Source organism: Streptomyces sp. CC53 (genome assembly GCF_001865245.1).
Lineage (GTDB): Bacteria > Actinomycetota > Actinomycetes > Streptomycetales > Streptomycetaceae > Streptomyces.
Genome location: NZ_MKXB01000027.1, coordinates 1 through 21,312 on the forward strand (window position 1 = coordinate 1; position 21,312 = coordinate 21,312).

The 21,312-nt window shown below is 75.2% G+C and carries 16 protein-coding genes; 4 read left to right on the forward strand and 12 right to left on the reverse strand.

Going from position 1 to position 21,312, the window contains the following annotated elements:
• The coding region (locus tag BJP40_RS02390; protein WP_256220601.1) for a regulator at positions 1-1,077 on the forward strand (1,077 nt) is incomplete at its 5' end.
• A 142-nt stretch (positions 1,078-1,219) separates the two neighbouring features.
• Here the strand turns inward: BJP40_RS02390 and BJP40_RS02395 are convergent.
• Positions 1,220-2,557: an NAD(P)/FAD-dependent oxidoreductase gene (locus tag BJP40_RS02395; protein ID WP_071278229.1), complete on the reverse strand. Its 1,338-nt coding sequence runs from the start codon at positions 2,555-2,557 to the stop codon at positions 1,220-1,222.
• 507 nt (positions 2,558-3,064) lie between these two features.
• The gene (locus BJP40_RS02400; RefSeq protein WP_071278231.1) at positions 3,065-3,997 is read right to left on the reverse strand and encodes a TIGR01777 family oxidoreductase; all 933 of its coding nucleotides are present in this window, start codon (positions 3,995-3,997) and stop codon (positions 3,065-3,067) included.
• 35 nt (positions 3,998-4,032) lie between these two features.
• On the opposite strand from BJP40_RS02400, the gene BJP40_RS02405 reads away from it, so the two are divergent.
• On the forward strand, positions 4,033-4,554 hold the full coding sequence (locus tag BJP40_RS02405) for a GNAT family N-acetyltransferase (protein ID WP_071278233.1): 522 nt from the start codon (positions 4,033-4,035) through the stop codon (positions 4,552-4,554).
• Positions 4,555-4,559: 5 nt separating this feature from the next.
• On the opposite strand, the gene BJP40_RS02410 is transcribed toward BJP40_RS02405, so the two are convergent.
• The gene (locus BJP40_RS02410) at positions 4,560-5,078 is read right to left on the reverse strand and encodes a DUF4240 domain-containing protein (RefSeq protein ID WP_071278235.1); all 519 of its coding nucleotides are present in this window, start codon (positions 5,076-5,078) and stop codon (positions 4,560-4,562) included.
• Between the two features lie 227 nt (positions 5,079-5,305).
• On the opposite strand from BJP40_RS02410, the gene BJP40_RS02415 reads away from it, so the two are divergent.
• On the forward strand, positions 5,306-6,241 hold the full coding sequence (locus BJP40_RS02415) for an SDR family oxidoreductase (protein WP_071278237.1): 936 nt from the start codon (positions 5,306-5,308) through the stop codon (positions 6,239-6,241).
• 101 nt (positions 6,242-6,342) lie between these two features.
• Here the strand turns inward: BJP40_RS02415 and BJP40_RS02420 are convergent, their stop codons facing one another.
• The 8 genes from BJP40_RS02420 to BJP40_RS02455 form a co-directional block, all read right to left on the reverse strand.
• Complete coding sequence (locus tag BJP40_RS02420; RefSeq protein ID WP_071278239.1) at positions 6,343-7,353, reverse strand: YafY family protein; 1,011 nt, start codon at positions 7,351-7,353, stop codon at positions 6,343-6,345.
• Between the two features lie 78 nt (positions 7,354-7,431).
• Complete coding sequence (gene aceE, locus BJP40_RS02425) at positions 7,432-10,125, reverse strand: pyruvate dehydrogenase (acetyl-transferring), homodimeric type (protein WP_071278240.1); 2,694 nt, start codon at positions 10,123-10,125, stop codon at positions 7,432-7,434.
• A gap of 282 nt (positions 10,126-10,407) precedes the next feature.
• Positions 10,408-11,628: an FAD-dependent monooxygenase gene (locus tag BJP40_RS02430; RefSeq protein ID WP_071278241.1), complete on the reverse strand. Its 1,221-nt coding sequence runs from the start codon at positions 11,626-11,628 to the stop codon at positions 10,408-10,410.
• A gap of 262 nt (positions 11,629-11,890) precedes the next feature.
• The gene (locus BJP40_RS02435) at positions 11,891-12,520 is read right to left on the reverse strand and encodes a GntR family transcriptional regulator (protein ID WP_071278242.1); all 630 of its coding nucleotides are present in this window, start codon (positions 12,518-12,520) and stop codon (positions 11,891-11,893) included.
• A gap of 134 nt (positions 12,521-12,654) precedes the next feature.
• Positions 12,655-14,427, reverse strand: coding sequence for a 2-oxoglutarate dehydrogenase, E2 component, dihydrolipoamide succinyltransferase (gene sucB, locus BJP40_RS02440; RefSeq protein ID WP_071278243.1), 1,773 nt, complete (start codon positions 14,425-14,427; stop codon positions 12,655-12,657).
• Positions 14,428-14,486: 59 nt separating this feature from the next.
• Positions 14,487-15,875 carry a dihydrolipoyl dehydrogenase gene (gene lpdA / locus BJP40_RS02445; RefSeq protein WP_071278244.1) on the reverse strand — a complete coding sequence of 463 codons (1,389 nt, stop codon included), beginning with the start codon at positions 15,873-15,875 and terminating at the stop codon, positions 14,487-14,489.
• 398 nt (positions 15,876-16,273) lie between these two features.
• Entirely contained in the window at positions 16,274-17,794 is a 1,521-nt protein-coding gene (locus BJP40_RS02450; RefSeq protein WP_071278245.1) for a leucyl aminopeptidase, read from the reverse strand.
• A 574-nt stretch (positions 17,795-18,368) separates the two neighbouring features.
• Positions 18,369-19,172: an adenosylcobinamide-GDP ribazoletransferase gene (locus tag BJP40_RS02455; protein ID WP_226962690.1), complete on the reverse strand. Its 804-nt coding sequence runs from the start codon at positions 19,170-19,172 to the stop codon at positions 18,369-18,371.
• 70 nt (positions 19,173-19,242) lie between these two features.
• Here BJP40_RS02455 and BJP40_RS02460 point away from each other — a divergent pair, with 70 nt between their 5' ends.
• Positions 19,243-19,983, forward strand: a complete 741-nt coding sequence (locus BJP40_RS02460) for a hypothetical protein (protein ID WP_071278246.1) — start codon at positions 19,243-19,245, stop codon at positions 19,981-19,983.
• Here BJP40_RS02460 and BJP40_RS33880 read toward each other — a convergent pair.
• The gene (locus tag BJP40_RS33880; RefSeq protein ID WP_226962691.1) at positions 19,937-20,809 is read right to left on the reverse strand and encodes a hypothetical protein; all 873 of its coding nucleotides are present in this window, start codon (positions 20,807-20,809) and stop codon (positions 19,937-19,939) included. The genes BJP40_RS02460 and BJP40_RS33880 overlap by 47 nt on opposite strands.
• Positions 20,810-21,312 lie beyond the last annotated feature (503 nt).

Sequence of the window (21,312 nt, forward strand, 5' to 3'; positions counted from 1 at the left end):
GCCGCACCCGCCGGCCCCGCCGGGGCGCAGGGCGCCTCCGCGACCGGCGCCCGCAGCGCCCCGTACGGTCCGTCCGGGGGACCCGGCGCCGCCCCCGGACCGACCGGCGCCCCCGGCCGCGCCGGCACGGCGCTCGCGGTGCCCCGGCAGCGCGGCACGGAACGCGGCCCCGGCCAGCGGGTGACCAGCGGCGACATCGCCGCCCTGCGCTCCGTCGGCGAGCTCTTCCGCACCCTCGACCACGCCTACGGCGGCGGTCACGCCCGGCAGGCCCTCGTCCGGTACCTGGAGCACGAGGCCGAGCCGATGCTGCGCGGCTGCTACGGCGAATCCGTCGGACGGCGGCTCTTCGGCGCCGCCGCCGACCTGACCCGGCTGGCCGGCTGGACCTCGTACGACATCGCCGCCCACGGCCTGGCCCAGCGGTACTTCGTGCAGGCCCTGCGGCTGTCGCAGGCCGCGGGGGACCGGGCCTACGGCTCGTACGTCCTGCTCACCATGAGCCGCCAGGCCGTCTACCTCGGCCACGGGCGGGAGGCCGTGCAGCTCGCCCGCGTCGCCCAGCAGGGCATCGGCTCCTCCGCGCCGCCCGTCGTCCTCGCCCTCCTGCACGCGGTGGAGGCGCGGGGGCACGCGGTGCTGGGCGAGGTCCGCGCCTGCACGTCCTCCCTTGTGCGGGCCGAGCGGTCGCTCGACGCGTCCCGGCCCGGGGACGAGGTGCCGTACTGGGCGCGGCCCTTCGACGAGGCGCAGCTCGCCGACGAGTTCGCGCACTGCCACCGCGACCTCCAGCAGTACCGGGCCGCCGCCCAGCACGCCGAGCGGGCGCTGCGCCTGTACGGGGCGGGCTACACGCGCAGCCGCACGTTCTGCCGCGTCGTGCTGGCCGCGTCCCGGCTCGGCCTCGGCGAGCTCGACCAGGCATGCGCCCTGGGCGCCGAGGCGGCGCAGCAGGCGTCCGAGATGCGGTCGGCACGGGCCGCCGAGTACGTACGCGACTTCGAGCGGCGGCTGGAGCCCTACCGGGAGGCCGCGGCCGTGCGGACCTACCGCGACCGGGTGTCGGCCCTGGCCTGAGCGCGGTCCGGACGCGCGGGGCCCGGGGACGGCCCCCCGTGCCGTCCCCGGGCCCCGTCCCCCCTGCGCGCCGGCCCGTCCCCCTCCGCCGGGCGGCGCGCTCACCGGGGCCGGGCGGGCGCCGGCCCCGGCGCCCCGTCGGTCAGGCCGCCTCCTCCAGGCCGGAGCCCGGATGGGCCGGGGGCAGGCCCAGGTCGCGGAGGATCGCCTGCGCCGCGCGGTGGCCCGAGTGCAGCGCCCCCTGCGGGGTGCTCACGTCCCGGTGGTCGCCGCACACGTACAGGCCGGCCAGCAGGCGCACCGGCCGGAGCAGGTCGTGCGGTGGCGGCATGGCCGGCACGGCCTCCGGGTCGTGCCGCACCGCGAGCAGCTCCCAGTCGCCGGTGGCCGTGCCGTACAGCGACGCCAGGTGGCGCCGGACCCGGCGGTCGAGGTCGTCCGGCGGCGTGCCGAGGACCGTCGACGTGATCAGCGTGCGGCCCTTCGGCGCGCGGGACGGGTCGACCTCGCTCATCACCGCCGTGTGCGACACGGGACCCGCCCGGTCCGCGTCCAGGACCAGCGACGCCGCGGTCGCGGGCGCCTCGGGCGCCGTGTGGTGCAGGACCGTCATCGGGTGGAAGCCGGGCACGCGCAGGCCGGGCAGCAGTTCGGCCGCCGCCCGCGCGCCCGTCGCCACCACCAGCGAGCGGCAGCGGAACTCGCCGTGCTCCGCGGTCAGGACCCGGTTGATCGAGGCGTCCTTGACGCGGACGCCGGTCCGTACCGTGCCGTCCGGCAGCGCCGCCGCCATCCGCTGCGGCAGCGCGGCGGAGCCACCGCCCGGGACGCACAGCCGACCCCGGGCGAAGCCGCGCAGCGCCAGGTCCGCGCAGCGGCTGGAGGTGATCAGTTCCGGGTCGCTGAGGAGCGCCGTGAGCAGCGGCCGCAGGAACGTTCCGACCGTGCGCGGTGGCAGCCCCCGCGCCAACAGGGCCTCCATCGCGGGGCGTTCCCGGCGGGCCATGAGCCGTTCCGTCGGCGTGCCCGCGAGACGGGCCAGCGAGGCGCCGAGCCGCGCGTGGTCGAGGGGCCGCGGCGCCGCCGCCAGTGCACGGGCCCGGGTCAGGGCCGCACGGGCACCGCCCCGCACCTCGCCCGTGCGGTGCAGCCGGCCGCCGCTGTGCACCAGCACGCCCGGGAGGAAACGGCGCAGCAGGCCGGGGTCGACTCCCGGGGCGCGCTGGAGCTCCGCTGACGACGTGGTGAGCAGGTGCCAGAGCCGGTCCAGCCGGAACCCGTCGACGTGGTCGGTGGCCATGCGGCCGCCGGCCTGCGGAGCGGCTTCCAGGACGCGTACGGCGAGGCCGGCGCCGGTGAGGTGGTGGGCCGCGGACAGCCCCGCGAGCCCCGCTCCGACGATGACGACGTCCGCGTGCTGATCTGTGGTACTGAGCACGTGACCCTCCCCGGGTGACGGTTCGGTGCGTGGGTGGCTCATGCCCTGGACAGGCCCCCGGAATGCCCGAGTTCGGGGCCCGAGCGTCCCTTGCGGCACCCGAGCGTAGGGGGCCGCGACGGGTGTTGGGCAGTCGCGCGTGGAGGGGGTCACCGATGCACGGAGGTCGCACAGGCGTGCAGCCGCACGGGTGCTGTCGCGCGGAGCCGGGCACGGGCGGCGGTCGGGGGCGAAGGGGACGCGCAGGGGGCGTCGGCGGACGCGGAAGGGGATCGCACGTACGGCGGACGCGGGGGCTCCCGTCGCCCCTGCCCGGTGTGCACCCCCCCGGGGCGGCACGGGGAGACGGGCGCGCGGGCGCCGCCCGGAGCGGACGCGGCCCTCCCGCCCGGGCGTCGCGGCGGGGAGCCGGGCCGGTGGTCCGCGGGCCGCGCGGCACGGACGGGCCCGGGACCGACCGGCGGCCGGGGCCCCGCTTGACGGGGCCGTCGCGGCGGCCAGCCGGAGGCGTGCGCCCGCCCGGTGGGGCCGCTACGCCCGGTGGGGCCGCTAGGCGGCGGCCGCGCGGATGGCCGCGTCCACCGTGGGGAAGGCGAAGCGGAAGCCGGACTCCAGCAGGCGGGCCGGCAGCACCCGCTGGCTGCCCACGATGTCGTCCGCGAAGTCGCCGAGCACCAGGCGCAGCACCGCGGCCGGCACCGGGAACGGCGTGGGGCGGCGCAGGACGCGGCCCATCGCCGCCGTCACCTCCCGGTTGGTGACCGGCTCGGGGGCCGTCAGGTTCACCGGGCCCGACAGCTCCGGGGTGTCGACGAGGTGCCGCAGCGCCGCCACCTCGTCGTGCAGCGAGATGAAGCTCCAGTACTGGCGGCCGTCCCCGAGGCGACCCCCCAGACCCGCCCGGAACACCGGGAACAGCCGCCCCCACGCGCCCCCCTCGCGGGCGACCACGAGGCCGGTGCGGGCGTAGGCCACGCGGATGCCGGCCTCCTCCGCCGCCGTGGCGGCCTCCTCCCACTCGACGCACACCGAGGGGAGGAAGCCGTCGCCGGCCGGCGCCGACTCGTCCACCGCCCGCGTGCCCGTGTCGCCGTAGTAGCCGAGCGCCGTCCCGCACACCAGGACCTCGGGCGGCACGTCCAGCGACGCCACCGCCTCCGCGATCGCCGCGGTGCCCAGGACCCGGCTGTCCCGGATCTCCCGCTTGTACGCCTCCGTCCACCGCCGGTCGCCCACCCCGGCGCCCGCCAGGTGGACGACGGCGTCGCAGCCGGCGAGCCCCGCCACGTCCACGTACTGCCGCTTCGGGTCCCACTCCACCTCGTGCGCCGTCCGCGCCGGGTGCCGCACCAGCCGGACCACCTCGTGGCCGTCGGCGCGCAGCGACCGCACGAGGGCGGCGCCGATCAGTCCGTGGGAGCCGGTCACGGCCACCCGCCGGACGGGGCCCCGGGGGGTGGAGGAGCGCTCGCGAAAAGTCATGGGCCCATCCTGCCCCCCGTGGCACAGTGGCGGCCATGAGCACCCCACCGGCACCCGGCTCCTTCCTCATACGGCCCGCTCGCGCGGCGGACGGCGACGCACTGAGCGCGCTGGACCACGCCACCTGGTCCACCCTGCACGCCGTCATGCCGCGGCCCGAGCCGCCGTTCGCCCCGTTCTTCGACGACCGGCACGTGCCCGAGGACATTCTCGTCGCGGACCCCGGCGACGGACGCCCGGTCGGCTACGTGCGGTTCGTCCTGCCCACCCCCATGCCGTGCAACGCGCACGTGCGCCAGATCCAGGGCCTCGCCGTCGCCGAGCCGGCACGGGGCCGCGGGCTCGCACGGGCCCTGCTGCGGGCCGCGTGCGAGGAGGCGCTGCGCCGCGGCGCCGTCCGGATGACGCTGCGCGTGCTCGGGCACAACACGCCCGCCCGCCGCCTCTACGAGTCGGAGGGCTTCACCGTGGAGGGTGTGCTGCCGGGCGAGTTCCTCCTCGACGGGGCGTACGTGGACGACGTGCTCATGGGGCGCACGCTCGTGGACCCGGCGTGAGCCCGTCAGCCCCCGAAGCGGTCCCACAGCCGGGGTAGCCGCTCGGCCAGGGCCTCGTCGTCGTCCGGGTCCAGCGGGGTGCCGTCGGGCTGGGCGGGCGGCGCGGGCAGCCCCAGGTCCGGCGTCTCCAGCCCGGTGAGCTGCTCGTACGCCTCGTCCGCCGCGTACCCCAGCTCCTCCCCGTCCCCGTCCACCGCCGGGTCGAAGTCCTCCAGCAGCTCGGCGAGCGACTCCGCGTCGTGCACGGCCCCCTCGAACACCTCCCTGCCCTGCCCGATCAGCCAGCAGCGGAAGGAGTCGAAGGCGTCGTCGCCCGCCTCGCCGAGCAGGATCGCCGCGGCGGTCAGCAGGTCCCAGGAGTTGGCCCGGTTGTAGCGGGCCTCGAAATGGCGGGCGAAGTCGACGACCGACTCCGGATCGAGTTGCACGAGCCGCTCTACCAGCAGCTCGGCGTGATCGTCGGGGTCGCCCTCGGCGGCCTCGCGGGTGCTGTCGACGATCTCCCAGAACTCCGTCTCGTCCATCACGGGACCAGCATCGAGCCGGACGGGCGCCCGCGCACGCGGAGCGGCCCGGCGGGGCGCCGAGCGGGCGCGTCACCTCGCGGTGGGCACGGGCGCGGAGCACGTGCGGCGCCCGGCAGGCAGCGTCCCGCCCACGCGCCGCCGGGGGCGGGCCCGACCGGGGGACGCCCCGGAAGTCCCCGGAATACCCGACAGAAGATGTCGCCTTCGGGTGGCAGGTTTGCTGCATGACCACCGACACCACCGTCCCGTCCCGCCCCCTCGCCGGTACCGTCGCGCTCGTCGCCGGCGCCACCCGGGGCGCCGGCCGGGCCATCGCCGTGCAGCTCGGCGCCGCGGGCGCCACCGTCTACGCGACCGGGCGCACCACGCGCAGGCACACCAGCGAGGTCGGCAGGCCCACCGAGACCGTCGAGGAGACCGCCGAGCTGGTCACCGCCGCCGGCGGCCAGGGCGTCGCCGTCCCCACCGACCACCTGGAACCCGAGCAGGTCCGCGCCCTCGTGGACCGCGTGGACCGTGAGCAGGGGCGTCTCGACGTCCTCGTCAACAGCCTCTGGGGCGGCGACCACCTGCTGAAGTTCGGCGTCAAGATGTGGGACACCGACCTGGACGAGGGGCTGCGCATGCTGGACCTCGGCATCCGCAGCCACGCGATCACCAGCCACATCGCGCTGCCGCTGCTCATCCGGCGCCCCGGCGGCCTCGTGGTCGAGATGACCGACGGCACCGCCGAGTACAACCGGCGCTTCCGGGAGAACTTCTTCTTCGACCTCGCCAAGAACGCGCCCCTGCGCATGGCCTTCGCCCTCGCGCACGACCTGGAGGACGCCGGCTGCACCGCGGTCGCCCTCACCCCCGGTTTCCTCCGCTCCGAGGAGATGCTCGACCACTTCGGCGTACGGGAGGAGAACTGGCGCGACGCGTGCGCCCGCGAACCGCACTTCGCGATCGCCGAGTCGCCGGTGTACGTCGGTCGCGGCGTCGCCGCGCTCGCCGCCGACCCCGGCAAGTCCCGCTGGAGCGGCCAGTCCCTCAACAGTGCCCAACTCGCCCAGGAGTACGGCTTCACCGATGCGGACGGCTCCCGGCCGGACGCCTGGGCCTACTTCCGCGACGTCGTCCACGGCGGCAAGCAGGCGTCGGCGGACGCCTACCGCTAGGGGTTCCTCCGGTGCGGTGGCGCCGTCCTCCCCGGAGGCGGGCGGGGCGGCGGGCAGACGTGACGCCTGGGCGCGGGCCCCCGGCCCCGGAGCCGGTCGGTTCAGCCGCCGGACGGCTCGCCGCCGGTGTCCGGGCCGCCGCCGGGGGCGTACAGCTGCCGCAGTCGCGCCGCGGCCTCGGTGAACCTGGCCCGCAGGGACGCCGGCTCCAGCACCTCGGCCTCCGGGCCCAGGGCCAGCAGCTGGCCGTACGCGACGTCGTCGGACTCCACCGGAAGGGTGACGGTCACCCGGCCGGAGGGGTCCGGCCCGCCGGCCGCGGCCAGCGCCTCACGGGCCGCCGCCCGGTCCGTGACGTACGGCAGGCTCCGGGCGCCCGCCTCCGACAGCCGCACCACGACGGCCGTGCGCAGCAGGGCGCGGGCGAACGCCGACGCCCGCTCCTCCCAGAACGCCGGCAGGTCGAAGCCCTCGTCCCGGACGAACGTCTCCCCGGACGGTTCCACGGACGTGAAGCGGTCCACCCGGTACACCCGGAAGGCGCCGCCGTCCGCCCGCGCGCACAGGTACCAGACGCCCGCCTTCAGCACGAGCCCGTACGGGGCCAGCTCCCGGTCCACCTCGGCGTCGCCCCGCCGGTAGCGGGCCCGCACGCACCGGTCCGCCCACACCGCCCGGGCGACCGCCGGCAGCAGCTCCGGGGTCCCGGGCTCCTGGTACCAGGCGGGCGCGTCCAGGTGGAAGCGCTGCGCCGCGGACGCCGGGGCGTCCCGCAGGGAGGGCAGCAGCGCGGCGGACACCTTCAGCCGGGCCGCCGACGCGGCGTCGTCCAGGCCCATCTCCCGCAGGGCGCCCGGCACGCCGGAGAGGAACAGCGCCTCCGCCTCGCTGCGGGCCAGCCCGGTCAGCCGCGTGCGGTAGCCGCCGACCAGCCGGTAGCCGCCGGCCCGGCCCCGGTCCGCGTACACGGGGACGCCCGCCTCGGACAGGGCCTGCGCGTCCCGCTGCACGGTGCGCTCCGACACCTCCAGCTCCCGCGCCAGCTCGGCGGCGGTCATGGAGGGCCGGGACTGGAGCAGCAGCACCATCGTGATCAGTCGGGCGGCACGCATACCGCCATGATGCCCGGACGTGCCCGTGCCCCCGGGCGCGGGGAGGCGGACCGGGGGCACGGGCAGGGGCGCGGGGCGTCAGAGGCCGTAGCGCTCCCGGGCGTCCTTCACCGCGGAGGCGGCGACCTCGCCGCGCCGGGCGAGCTGGGCCAGGGCGGCGACGACGACCGACTGGGCGTCGACGCCGAAGTGGCGGCGGGCCGCCTCGCGGGTGTCGGACAGGCCGAAGCCGTCGGCACCGAGCGAGGTGTAGTCCTGCTCCACCCACTGCGCGATCTGGTCCGGGACCTGGCGCATGTAGTCGCTGACGGCCAGCACCGGGCCCTGCGCGTCGGCCAGCGCCTGGCGCACGTACGGCACCCGCTCCTCGCCGCGCAGCAGCGCCGCGTCGGCCTCCAGCGCGTCGCGCCGCAGCTCGGTCCACGAGGTCGCGGACCACACGTCGGCGGTCACGCCCCACTCCTCGACCAGCAGCCTCTGCGCCTCCAGGGCCCAGTGGATGGCCGTGCCGGAGGCCAGCAGCTGGATGCGCGGCGCGCCCTCGGCGCCCTGCCCCTGCCTGAACCGGTAGAGGCCCTTGACGATGCCCTCGTCGATGCCGGGGACGTCCGGCTTCGCCGGCTGCGGCATCGGCTCGTTGTAGACGGTCAGGTAGTAGAAGACGTTCGGGTCCTCGCCCGGGGCCGCCTCGCCGTACATGCGGCGCAGACCGTCCTTGACGATGGCGGCGACCTCGTACGCGAACGCCGGGTCGTAGGTCAGCGCGGCCGGGTTGGTGGCGGCGATGACGGGGGAGTGGCCGTCGGCGTGCTGGAGGCCCTCACCGGTCAGCGTGGTGCGGCCCGCGGTGGCGCCGACGAGGAAGCCGCGGCCGAGCTGGTCGCCGAGCTGCCACATCTGGTCGGCGGTGCGCTGCCAGCCGAACATCGAGTAGAAGATGTAGAACGGGATCATCGCTTCGCCGTGCGTGGAGTACGCGGTGGCGGCGGCGATGAAGTCGGCCATCGAACCGGCCTCGGTGATCCCCTCGTTGAGGATCTGGCCGTTCTGGGCCTCCTTGTAGTACATGAGCTGGTCGCGGTCGACCGGCTCGTACGTCTGGCCCTTCGGCGAGTAGATGCCGAGGGAGGGGAAGAGGCTCTCCATGCCGAAGGTGCGGGCCTCGTCGGGGACGATCGGCACCCACCGCTTGCCGGTCTCCTTGTCCCGCACGAGGTCCTTGACCAGCCGGACGAACGCCATGGTGGTGGCGACCGCCTGCGAGCCGGAGCCCTTGTCGAACGCGGTGAACGCCTTGTCGGCCGGGGCCGGCAGCGGCGCGACCGGGTGGACGCGGCGGGCCGGCGCGGGGCCGCCGAGGGCGGCGCGGCGCTCCTGGAGGTAGCGGACCTCGGGGGAGTCGGCGCCCGGGTGGCCGTAGGGCACCTGGCCGCCGTCGAAGGCGCTGTCCGGGATCGGCAGCCCGAGGAGGTCGCGCATCTCCTTGAACTCGGCGTCGGACAGCTTCTTCATCTGGTGGTTGGCGTTCTTCGACGCGAAGCCCTTGCCGAGGGTGTGGCCCTTGACGGTCTGCGCCAGGATCACCGTCGGTGCGCCCTTGAAGGACACGGCGGCCTTGTACGCCGCGAAGACCTTGCGGGACTCGTGGCCGCCGCGCGAGAAGTGGAAGCACTCGATGATCTTGTCGTCGGACAGCAGCTTCGCCATCTCGACGAGCGCGGGGTCCTTCCCGAAGAAGTCCTCGCGGATGTAGGCGGCGTCGCGGGTCTGGTACGTCTGGACCTGCGCGTCCGGTACCTCGCGCAGGCGGCGCACCAGCGCGCCGGTGGTGTCGAGCGCGAACAGCTCGTCCCAGGCGGAGCCCCACAGCGTCTTCACGACGTTCCAGCCGGCGCCGCGGAACTGGGCCTCCAGCTCCTGCACGATCTTGAAGTTGGCGCGGACGGGGCCGTCGAGGCGCTGCAGGTTGCAGTTGATGACGAAGGTCAGGTTGTCGAGGCCCTCGCGGGCCGCGAGCGCGAGCGCCGCGGTCGACTCGGGCTCGTCCATCTCGCCGTCGCCGAGGAACGCCCACACGTGCGAGGCGGAGACGTCCTTGATGCCGCGGTTGGTCAGGTACCGGTTGAACCGTGCCTGGTAGATCGCGGAGAGCGGGCCGAGGCCCATCGAGACGGTGGGGAACTCCCACAGCCAGGGCAGGCGGCGCGGGTGCGGGTAGGAGGGCAGGCCGTTGCCGCCGGACTCCTGCCGGAAGTTGTCGAGGTGCGCCTCGGTCAGCCGGCCGTCGAGGAAGGCGCGGGCGTAGATGCCGGGGGAGGCGTGGCCCTGGATGAAGAGCTGGTCGCCGGAGCCGTCCCGCTCCTTGCCCTGGAAGAAGTGGTTGAAGCCGGTCTCGTAGAGCCAGGCGGCGGAGGCGAAGGTGGCGATGTGGCCGCCGACGCCGTACTTCGAGCCGCGGGTCACCATCGCGGCGGCGTTCCACCGGTTCCAGGCGGTGATCCGCGCCTCCATCTCCTCGTCGCCGTCGAAGCCGTGGGAGCCCTCGGCGGCGGTCGGGATGGTGTTGACGTAGTCGGTCTCCAGCAGCTTGGGCAGCGCGACACCCGCGCCCTCGGCCCGCTCCAGGGTGCGGCGCATCAGGTAGGCGGCGCGGTGCGGCCCCGCGGCGGCGGCCACGGCGTCGAGCGACGCCTGCCACTCGGCGGTCTCCTCGGGGTCCCGGTCCGGGAGCTGGTCGAGCTCGCTCGGCTGGATGCGGTGGGGGTCGGTCATATGCGCCGCCTTCCGGAGTCGAAGGGGGGTGGGGGTGCCCTTGGTCTTGGCAGGACAGGGCGGCGGACTCTGGTGTAGTCCGCCGACGACTGTACGACCGTGATCGATGATCGATCAAAGGGGGTATCGCATTTTCCTATGCCCAAAGCCAAAGTAGGCATCGGGTGCCACAGAAGCAGGCACCCCGTGCCGTGTTTTCGCAGGTTTCGGCGCCCGTATGAGCGGGCGCCCCGGAGGATGAGCGTGCGGGCGGGCCGGGCAGTCGTCCGATGACTCGCCCGGTCAGTCCTGCGCGCGCGCCGCCTGGAGCGAGCCGCCGAGCCGCGGACCGATCCACCGCTTGAGGCGCCGCAGCGGCTCCAGCCGTCCCGCCGCGCGGTCCAGCCGGTAGTACAGCTGCGGCGGGACGTACGGCAGCAGCGGGGAGTGCCGCTGGCCCAGCAGCGCGAACATCCGCTCCGGCGCCAGGTCCATGTACCGCGGCAGGTCCTCGTACCAGCGGGCGCTGTAGTGGGCGGCGCTCTGCGCCGGCAGCAGCTCGGCGCGGCGCCGCTCCCCGTAGCCCGCCAGGGCCGCCTGGAGGCCGCCGCGGCCCCGTCCGCCCAGCGCCCCGGCCAGGGCGAGCGCGTCCTCCAGCGCGAGCGTCGTCCCCGCGCCGGTCGAGTAGTGCGTGGTGTGGGCGGCGTCCCCGAGCAGCACCAGGTTGCCGTGGTGCCAGGTGCGGTTGCTCAGCGTCCGGAAGGCCCGCCAGCGCACCGCGTCGCCGCCCTCGTCGCCGGCGATCAGCGGATGCCCGTCGAGCAGCTCCGCGAAGTGCCCCTCCAGCAGGGCCAGGGCGGCGTCCGCGCCGAGCCGGTCCAGTCCGAGGCCCCGCCACGTCTCCGGCCCGCACTCGACGACGCAGGTCGAGCGGTCACCGCTGAACCCGTAGCCGTACGCCCAGATCCAGCCGTGCTCCGTCTCGGTGAAGGCGAAGCTGAACGCGTCGAGGACCTTGGTCGTGCCGAGCCACGCGTACCGGTTGCGGCCGGTGCGCACCTGCGGGCCGAAGCGCGGCGCGAGGCTCTGCCGGAGGCGGCTGCCGACCCCGTCCGCGGCCACGACGAGGTCCGCGCCGCGCAGCAGGGGGCTGTCGGCGTCCGCCACCTCCTGCCCGTGCACGAGGCGCACGCCCAGGGTGCGTGCCCGCTCGGCCAGCAGCGCCAGCAACCGGTGGCGGCCGATGCCGAAGCCCTCGTCGCCGCGGTGCACCGTGCGCTGGCCGCGCACGAGTGCGACGCCGTCGCTCCACCGCACCGAGGCCGCCTCGACGGCCCGCGCGGACTCCGGGTCACCGGAGCGGAGCCGCTCCAGCAGCCCGCCCCAGTACGTCACGCCCCAGCCGTACGTGGAGCCGGCCGGGTCGCGTTCGATGACGGTGACGTCGTGCGACGGGTCCTGCAGCTTCATCAGCACGGAGAAGTACAGCCCGGCGGGGCCCCCGCCGACACAGACGATCTTCATGTACGGCCCTTCGGTGGCTTTACGCGTCCGATTCGTCGCGCACGGTAGCAGCTGCCCGCGCGACGCCGGTGAGGCGCGCTATTACGTGGGGCGTGGTGGCGGAGGACCCACACGGCATGCAGGAGTGTGGATCACGGGCGTGACCGACGTGGACCGGGATGACGACGTACTGGCCGGGGCCGCGAGGCTCCTCGGTGCGAAGACGAAGAAGGACGTCGGGCAGGAGGACGTGCGGCGCCTCGACGGCGGTGAGCGCGGTGCGTCAGGCGCGCGGCGCGCAGCCCAGGACGTGGGCCTTGACCAGGGAGCCGATCTCCGGGTCCCGGCGGCGGAACGCGTCCACCAGCTCCTGGTGCTCCTCCGCGTACTCCTTCTGGACCGTGCCCAGCCAGCGGATCGACAGCGCCGTGAACACCTCGATGCCGAGGCCCTCCCAGGTGTGCAGCAGGACCGCGTTGCGGGCCGCCCGCACCAGCTCACGGTGGAACGCCACGGTGTGCCGCACCTGCGCCGTGTCGTCCCCCCGGGCGTCCGCCTCGTACAGTGCCGCCACGTGCGGCTCCAGCGCCGAGCAGTCGTCCGCCAGCCGCAGGGCCGCCAGCTCCGCCGCGATCTGCTCCAGGCCCGCCCGCACCGGGTAGGACTCCTCCAGGTCCGCCGCCGTGAGGTTGCGGACCCGCACGCCCTTGTTCGGCGCCGACTCGATCAGCCGCAGTGACTCCAGCTCGCGCAGCGCCTCGCGGACGGGCGTCTGGCTCACCTGGAGCTCCGTCGCGATCCGCCGCTCCACGATCCGCTCGCCCGGCTTCCAGCGGCCGCTGACGATCCCCTCCACGATGTGCTCGCGGATCTGCTCGCGCAGCGAGTGCACGACGGGGGGCGGGGTGGTCATGGAGGGGACTCCTTCGCTGATGCCGGTGAGGCCATTATTCCGCCCGGGGTGACCCGCCGGTACGACGGCGCCCCCGCACCGGCCAAGTGCCGGGCGGGGGCGCCGCGTTGCTGTGTGCGAGGACCGGGGTCGTCCTACAGGCCGAGGTCGACCTCGAACTCGCCGGCCTCCAGGATCGCCTTGACCGCCGACAGGTAGCGGGCGGCGTCCGCGCCGTCCACCAGGCGGTGGTCGTAGGAGAGCGTCAGGTACGTCATGTGGCGCACGGCGATGGTCTCGCCGAGCTCCGGGTGGTCCACGACGACCGGGCGCTTGACCGTGGCGCCGATGCCCAGGATGGCGACCTGGTTCGGCGGCACGATGACGGTGTCGAACAGCGCGCCGCGCGAGCCGGTGTTGCTGATCGTGAAGGTCGCGCCCGACAGCTCGTCCGGGGTGATCTTGCTGGCCCGGACCTTGCCCGCCAGGTCGGCGGTGGCCTTGGCGATGCCCGCGATGTTGAGGTCGCCGGCGTTCTTGATGACTGGCGTCATCAGACCCTTCTCGGAGTCCACGGCGATGCCGATGTTCTCCGAGGCGAAGTACGTGATGGTGCCCTCGGCCTCGTTGATCCGGGCGTTGATGACCGGGTAGGCCTTCAGCGCCTGGGCCGCCGCCTTGACGAAGAACGGCATCGGGGACAGCTTCACGCCCTCGCGGGCCGCGAAGGCGTCCTTGGCGCGGGCGCGCAGCCGCATCAGCTTGGTGATGTCGACCTCGACGACCGACGACAGCTGCGCCTGCTCGTGCAGCGCCTTCAGCATGTTGTCGCCGATGACCTTGCGCATGCGGGTCATCTTGACGGTCTGGCCGCGCAGCGGGGAGACCTCCAGCGCCGGGGCCTTGGCTGCGGGCGCGGCCTGGGCGGCGGCCGGAGCCGGCGCGGCGGCGGCGGACTTCGCGGCCTCGGCGGCGGCGAGGACGTCCTGCTTGCGGATGCGTCCGCCGACACCGGTGCCCTTGACGCTGCCGAGGTCGACACCGTGCTCGGAGGCGAGCTTGCGCACCAGCGGGGTCACGTACGCGCCCTCGTCGGTGGCGCGGGCCGCGGCCGGGGCCTGGGCCGCCGGGGCGGGAGCCTGAGCGGGCGCCGGAGCCGGGGCGGCAGGGGCCTGCGCCGGGGCGGCCGGGGCCGGAGCAGCGGCGGGAGCCGGGGCGGCCGGGGCCTCGGCGGCGGGCGCCGGGGCGGCCGGGGCCTCCTGGGCGGGGGCGGGGGCCGCGGGCGCCGGGGCGGCGGCCGGAGCCGCACCCGCGGCACCGATGACGCCCAGCTTGGCGCCGACCTCCGCGGTCTCGTCCTCACCGACCGTGATCTCCAGCAGCACACCGGCGGCCGGGGCGGGGATCTCGGTGTCGACCTTGTCGGTGGAGACCTCCAGCAGCGGCTCGTCGGCGTCGACGCTGTCACCGACCGCCTTCAGCCAGCGGGTGACGGTGCCCTCCGTGACCGACTCGCCCAGCGCGGGCAGCGTGACGTCGGTGCCCTGGGCACCGCCGGCCGGAGCGGCCGGGGCCTCGGCGGCGGGCGCCGGGGCGGCCGGGGCCTCCTGGGCCGGAGCGGGGGCCGCGGGGGCCTCCTGCGCCGGGGCGGGGGCGGCCTCGGCGGCCGGGGCCGCGGCGGGGGCACCGGTGCCGTCGTCGATGACGGCGAGCTCGGCGCCGACCTCGACGGTCTCGTCCTCGGCGACCTTGATGTGGGACAGGACACCCGAGGCCGGGGCGGGGATCTCGGTGTCGACCTTGTCGGTGGAGACCTCGAGCAGCGGCTCGTCCGCCTCGACGCGCTCACCCTCGGCCTTCAGCCAGCGGGTGACGGTGCCCTCGGTGACGCTCTCGCCGAGCGCCGGCAGGGTTACGGAAACCGGCATGGTTTCACTAGCTCCTAACAGATCTGTGCGGTAAGTGGTCGCGCCCGGTGACTGGTGCGTCAGTCGTGGGAGTGGAGGGGCTTGCCGGCCAGCGCCAGGTGGGCCTCGCCGAGGGCCTCGTTCTGCGTCGGGTGCGCGTGGATGAGCTGGGCCACCTCGGCCGGCAGCGCCTCCCAGTTGTAGATGAGCTGCGCCTCGCCGACCTGCTCGCCCATGCGGTCACCGACCATGTGGACGCCGACCACGGCACCGTCCTTGACCTGGACGAGCTTGATCTCGCCCGCGGTCTTCAGAATCTTGCTCTTGCCGTTGCCCGCGAGGTTGTACTTCAGGGCGACGACCTTGTCCGCACCGTAGATCTCCTTGGCCTTGGCCTCGGTGATGCCCACGGAGGCGACCTCGGGGTGGCAGTACGTCACCCGGGGCACGCCGTCGTAGTCGACCGGGACCGGGTTCAGACCGGCCAGTCGCTCCGCCACCAGGATGCCCTCGGCGAAGCCGACGTGCGCGAGCTGCAGCGTCGGGACGAGGTCGCCCACCGCCGAGATCGTCGGCACGTTGGTGCGCATGTACTCGTCGACCAGGACGTAGCCGCGGTCCATGGCGACGCCCTGCTCCTCGTAGCCCAGGCCCGCGGAGACCGGGCCGCGGCCGATCGCGACCAGCAGCACCTCCGCCTCGAAGGTCTTGCCGTCCGCCAGGGTCACCTTCACACCGCTGTCGGTGTACTCGGCGCTCTGGAAGAACGTGCCGAGGTTGAACTTGATGCCGCGCTTGCGGAACGCGCGCTCAAGAAGCTTGGAGCTGTTCTCGTCCTCGACCGGCACGAGGTGCTTGAGGCCCTCGATGATCGTGACGTCGGTGCCGAAGGACTTCCAGGCGGAGGCGAACTCGACGCCGATGACACCGCCGCCGAGGATGATCGCGGACTCCGGGACCCGGTCCAGGACCAGCGCGTGGTCCGAGGAGAGGATGCGGTTGCCGTCGATCTCCAGGCCCGGCAGCGACTTCGGCACGGAGCCGGTGGCGAGCAGCACGTGGCGGCCCTCGATGCGCCGGCCGTCCACGTCGACGGAGGTGGGGGAGGACAGCCGGCCCTCGCCCTCGATGTAGGTCACCTTGCGGGAGGCGACCAGACCCTGCAGGCCCTTGTACAGGCCGCTGATCACGTCGTCCTTGTACTTGTGGACGCCCTTGATGTCGATGCCCTCGAACACGGCCTTGACACCGAACTGGTCCGCCTCGCGGGCCTGGTCGGCGACCTCGCCGGCGTGGAGCAGGGCCTTGGTGGGGATGCAGCCGCGGTGCAGGCAGGTGCCGCCCAGCTTGTCCTTCTCGATGAGTGCGACGTCCAGGCCAAGCTGCGCGCCCCGCGGGGCGGCGGCATAGCCGCCACTACCACCGCCGAGGATCACTAGGTCGAAAACGGTGCTGGCGTCGTTCGCCACGTCACGTCCTCCATGCATGAGCGCCGGTCGCCGGTCCTCAGTGACCTGCGGCGGCTGGTGTTCGGCCGCTGTCGATGTTCGGCCCTGTGGTGGGGGCCCTGTCCTGCCGGTCACCCATCTTCGCACTAGTCGACCCACACCGGGACGCGGGGCCGGGTCCTGAGACGGAGGATGATCCACCACCCGAGGTGGGGGCGGCGTACTGGCGTACGGATTTCGTTGAGAGCGAACGGAGCGCGCACGGCGAAGGCCCCGGACGAGTGACGTCCGGGGCCGTGGTGCACGCTGCGGACCGTACGGGCGGCCGGCCGCGGACCCCGTGCTGCCGGCCTGTCGAGCAGGCCGGCAGCCCTCCCCGGGGCGGTGTGCGTCAAGCCGTGTGCGGTGCCGGGGCGAGGTCAGCCGAGATCGCCGGCCGCGGTGCGCTCCGCCAGTCGCACCAGGGTCCGCACGGACGAGCCGGTGCCGCCCTTCGGGGTGTAGCCGAAGGGGCCGCCCTCGTTGAAGGCGGGGCCCGCGATGTCCAGGTGGGCCCAGGTGATCCCCTCGCCGACGAACTCCTTCAGGAACAGGCCGGCCACCAGGCCGCCGCCCATCCGCTCGCCCATGTTGGCGATGTCGGCGGTCGGCGAGTCCATGCCCTTGCGCAGGTCCGACGGCAGCGGCATCGGCCAGGACTGCTCGCCGACCTCCTCGGCGACCTCGTGGATCGCGGTGCGGTAGGCGTCGTCGTTCGCCATGATGCCGAACGTGCGGCTGCCCAGTGCCACCATCATCGCGCCGGTGAGGGTGGCCACGTCCACGATCGCGTCCGGGTTCTCCTCCGAGGCGCGGGTGATCGCGTCGGCCAGGACCAGGCGGCCCTCGGCGTCGGTGTTCAGCACCTCGACGGTCTTGCCGCTGTACATGCGCAGCACGTCGCCCGGGCGGGTGGCCGAACCGGACGGCATGTTCTCGGCGAGCGCCAGCCAGCCGGTGACGTTGACGGGCAGGCCGAGGCGGGCCGCCGCGACGACGGCGGCGAACACGGCGGCGGCGCCGCTCATGTCGCACTTCATCGTCTCGTTGTGGCCGGCGGGCTTCAGCGAGATGCCGCCCGAGTCGTACGTGATGCCCTTGCCGACCAGGGCGAGGGTCCGCTGCGCCTCCGGGTGCGTGTACGCGATCCGGACGAGGCGCGGCGGGTTCTGCGAGCCGGCGCCGACGCCGAGGATGCCGCCGTAGCCGCCCTTGGCGAGCGCCTTCTCGTCGAGGACCTGCACCTTGAGGCCGTTCTCCTTGCCGGCCGTGGTGGCGACGGCGGCGAACGCTTCGGGAGTCAGGTCGTTCGGCGGGGTGTTGATGAGGTCGCGGGCCCGGTTGACCTCCTCGGCCAGCACGAGTGCGCGCTCGGCGGCCGCCTTGTACGCCTTGTCGCGGGGCTTGCCGCCGAGCAGCGCCACCTCCGCCAGCGGGCCCTTCGCGTCCTTGCCCCGGTCCTGGTAGGCGGTGAAGGCGTACGCGCCGAGGAGCGCGCCCTCGGCGACGGCCTGCGCGTCCTCCGCGGAGTCCACGGGCAGCCCGAACGCGGCCTTCTTCGTGCCGTGCAGGGCGCGGGCCGCGGCGCCGGCGGCGCGGCGCAGCGTCTCCCGGGGGAAGGCCGCGTCCTTCTCGGGAGCCTGGCCGAGGCCGACGGCCACGACGAGCGGGGCCTTCACGCCGTCCGGGGAGGGCAGCTTGACGACCTCACCCTCGGCACCTGACGCACCGAGGGTTCCCAGGACGGCGGCGAGCTTTCCGTCGAACGCCGCGTCCACGGCCTCGGCGCCGGGCGCGGCGACGAGCCCCTTGCCGCCGTCGGCGGGCTTGGCGACACCGACGACGAGGGCGTCCGCGCGCAGCGTCGCAGCCCCGGCGGTGCTGAGAGTGAGAGCAGTCACGGTAGTGAGATCTCGCTTCCGTTGAGTCATGTGAGCGGTCGAGGGGTGGGCCGACCGTGCCCGCCGCATCGTAGACGGGCTTGTCAGGGCGTCACGGTGCGGCCCGGATGGAGCAGGGCTGAGCCTACGCGTGCCCGTCCGACTCGTTCAGGGGGCCGGATGTTCACTCTTCCGCAGCGTCTCTTTCATGTTCGGCGGATCAGCCCACGAACGGCGGCACCGCCCGCGCGGGGGCCGCCCGTCCCGGCGGCCGGCCGCCGTACCGCCTCCGGGCCGTGAGGCGCCGCCGCGCCCCCGTTCCGGCCCGTCCCGTACGCGGGGGAGGGAGCGGTGAGCAGCAGCCCACCGGCCGGTACGCGGCGGAGACGGCCCTTCGGCGGCCCCGTGGCGAGCCGGCCTCCGCCCGCCCTGCACCCGAGGGTTCCGAGCCGGGGCCGGGCTCGCCGGGGAAGCGGCGCCAACCGGCCGCCGACACGGCGGCCCTTCGCCGGGCACCGGCTCTTCATCGCACCCGGCCGCACCGCGGGCGTGCTCCGAAGGCGGTCGCTCCCGGCCGACGGGCGGGATGCCCGGGCTAACCGAGCGTCAGCGCGACCAGCGCCGCCGTCGTCGCGATCTCCGCCACCCCGCCGAACACGTCGCCGGTGACGCCGCCGAACCGGCGCACGCAGCGGCGCAGCAGCGCCTCGGCCGCGCCCAGCGCCACGAGGGCGGCCAGCACGTGCCGCACCGCGTCGTACGCCCCGGGCAGCGCGGCACCCGCCGCCGCGCACCCGGCCAGGACGACCGCGGCCGCCGCCAGCGCGGCCCGCGGCGGGACCGTGCCCGCGACCACCGCGCCGAGCCCCTCGGGCCGTGCCGCGGGGACGGCGGCGCGGGAGGCCAGGGTGAGCGCCAGCCGGGCGACGGTGCCCGCGAGGACCGCCGCGACCGCGCCGCGCGCCCACCCCTGCCCGTACAGCTCGGACAGTGCCGCGACCTGGGCGAGCAGGCACAGCACCAGGGTGACGACCCCGAACGGGCCGATGTCGGACTGCTTCATGATGCGCAGCGCGTCCTCGGCGGGCTTGCCGCTGCCCAGTCCGTCGGCGGTGTCCGCGAGGCCGTCCAGGTGCAGGCCCCGGGTCAGCAGCGCCGGGACGGCGGCCGATGCGACGGCGGCGAGCAGCGGACCCGCGCCGAGCGCCAGCAGCAGTACGCCGGCGGCCGCCGCGCACAGGCCCACCACCAGCCCCGCAGCGGGGGCGCACACCATTCCGGACCGGGCGGCCTCCCGGTCCCAGCGGGTGACGCGCGCGGGCAGCACCGTGAGGGTGCCGAAGGCGAAACGAAGGCCGTGGAGGCGTGCCGGGGCGTCGGAAGTCGTCACCGCGCGCACACTAGTCGCTGCCGTCCGCGGCCCTCCGCCGGTAGATTGCGCATAGCGCCGCATAACGGACGGAGGTGGCATGGGTCACTGGTTCACCCGGAACATCGTGGAGCCCGGGAAGTTGCCGTTGCTGATCGCCCTCGCCTCCTTCCTCCTCACGTTCTTCGCCACCCGGACCGTCACCCGCATGATCCGCGCGGGTCGTGGACCCTTCAGGAACATCAGCACCGGAAGCGGCGTCCACATCCACCACGTCGTGCCCGGAGTCGTCCTCACCCTCGTCGGCGGTTTCGGCGGGGTCGCCGCCGACGACCGCGGCGCGACCGCGACGGCCTGCGCCGTCCTCTTCGGCATCGGCGCCGGACTGGTCCTGGACGAGTTCGCGCTGATCCTCCACCTCGACGACGTCTACTGGACCGAACAGGGCCGCCAGAGCGTGGAGGCGGTCGTGCTCACCGCCGCCCTCCTGATGCTCGTCCTGGCGGGCTTCTCCCCCCTCGGCGTGGACGCGCTGACACCGGAGGAGAGGCAGAACCGGGCCGGACTCGTGCTGACGCTCGCCGTGAACTTCGTGTTCGTCGCCGTCGCGTTCCTGAAGGGGAAGTTCCGCCTCGCGGTCATCGGGGTTCTGGTGCCGTTCGTGGCGCTGTTCGCCGCCGTACGGCTCGCCCGCCCGGGATCGCCCTGGTCACGGCGCGCCTACCGGCGCCGCCCCCGCGCCCGGGCCAGGGCGGGGCTGCGGGCCTACCACCACGACCGCCGCTGGACGCGCCTCAGCCGCCGTTTCCAGGACCTGATCGGCGGGACGCCCGACGACTGACGCCGGGCCGCGCGCCCGAGGGCGGGTCGGCCTCGGCCGGATCCGACGACGTGGCCGTGACGTTGGCCGGAGCCGGAGCCGGAGCCGGAGCCGGAGCCGGAGCCGGGGCGGCAGCCGGAGTCGCCGTCGCCGCGGTGGCCCCCGCTGACCGGCGGCGCCACCGCGCAGCCACCGCGTACGCCACCGCCACACCCGCGATCGCGGCGAGGTGCTCCTTGCCGGCCAGGTTCGGCTTGACGGCCACCTCGACCACCATCGCCGCGACCACCAGCCACGCCGTCCACCGCGCCCGGTGGCGCCGGCAGACGTACACGGCCAGCCCGACCACCGCCGCCGACGGACCGGTGTCCACCACCCGGGCGTCCGACGCCGGGAGCCCCACCGGCCCCAGCACGCCGTCCGGGCCCAGCGCGACACCGGCACGGGCGTACAGGGTGCCCGCCAGCGTGGCCGCGTAGGCGACGAGCAGCGTCCGCCGCCGGCCCAGGCACACCTCGGCGATGCCGAACACCACCAGGATCTGCGCCAGCGCCCCCCACACCGGCAGGTCCAGCGCGGGCACGAACAGCGACAGCGGTGTCCGCACGAGCGCCAGCCACAGGGGCTCCTCCGCCCGCACCGCCCCGACGGCCTGCACCGGGCCGTAGCCCCACGGCTGGTTCTGCACCCACTGGAAGAGCGACGTCAGGCACACCGCGGCCAGCGTCAGCGGCACCGCCCGCCACCTGCGGGCCGCGAGCCCGGCGCGCACCGTCCCGAACAGCGGTCCCCACTCGCGCACGGCGAAGCCCCGCACTGCCGGGCCGGCGCCCCTCTCGAACAGCATCTGCCGCGGCCCCCACGTCGCTCGGCACGTCCTGTGGCCCGGTACGGCGACTCGCTCGACCGGGCGCACGCTCGAAGACCCGCCGGAACCCTCCCGAGTTCAGCGTCCCGCGCGTGATTCACGTCTCTCCGGGCCCGGCCGCCGGGGAACGCCGCAGGCCGCCGGTGTCGGTGCCGTGAGCGGCCCGGCCGCCCGGTGGCCGGGCCGGCGGCGCCGACCGGCCCGACCCCCGGGAGGCGCCGCAAGCTCCCGCCCGGGGGCGGTGCGCGGCCGCGGCGTCCGCTTCGTGTGCGGGGCGCGCCGGGCGCCCGGTCGGGGCCGGGGGCAGCGTCCGTCCCGTGCGCGGTGGCTCGCCGGGTGTCCGGTCGAGGCCGAGCCGAGACGGGTGGCGCCCCGGCGGCGGGGCCGTGTCCGGGGGCGCGCCCCCGCGGGCCTCGTGACGGCCACCCGCCGGGGAGGGCCGACGGCCCGCCGGGCGGTGCCGGACCGGCCGCCGCCGCGAA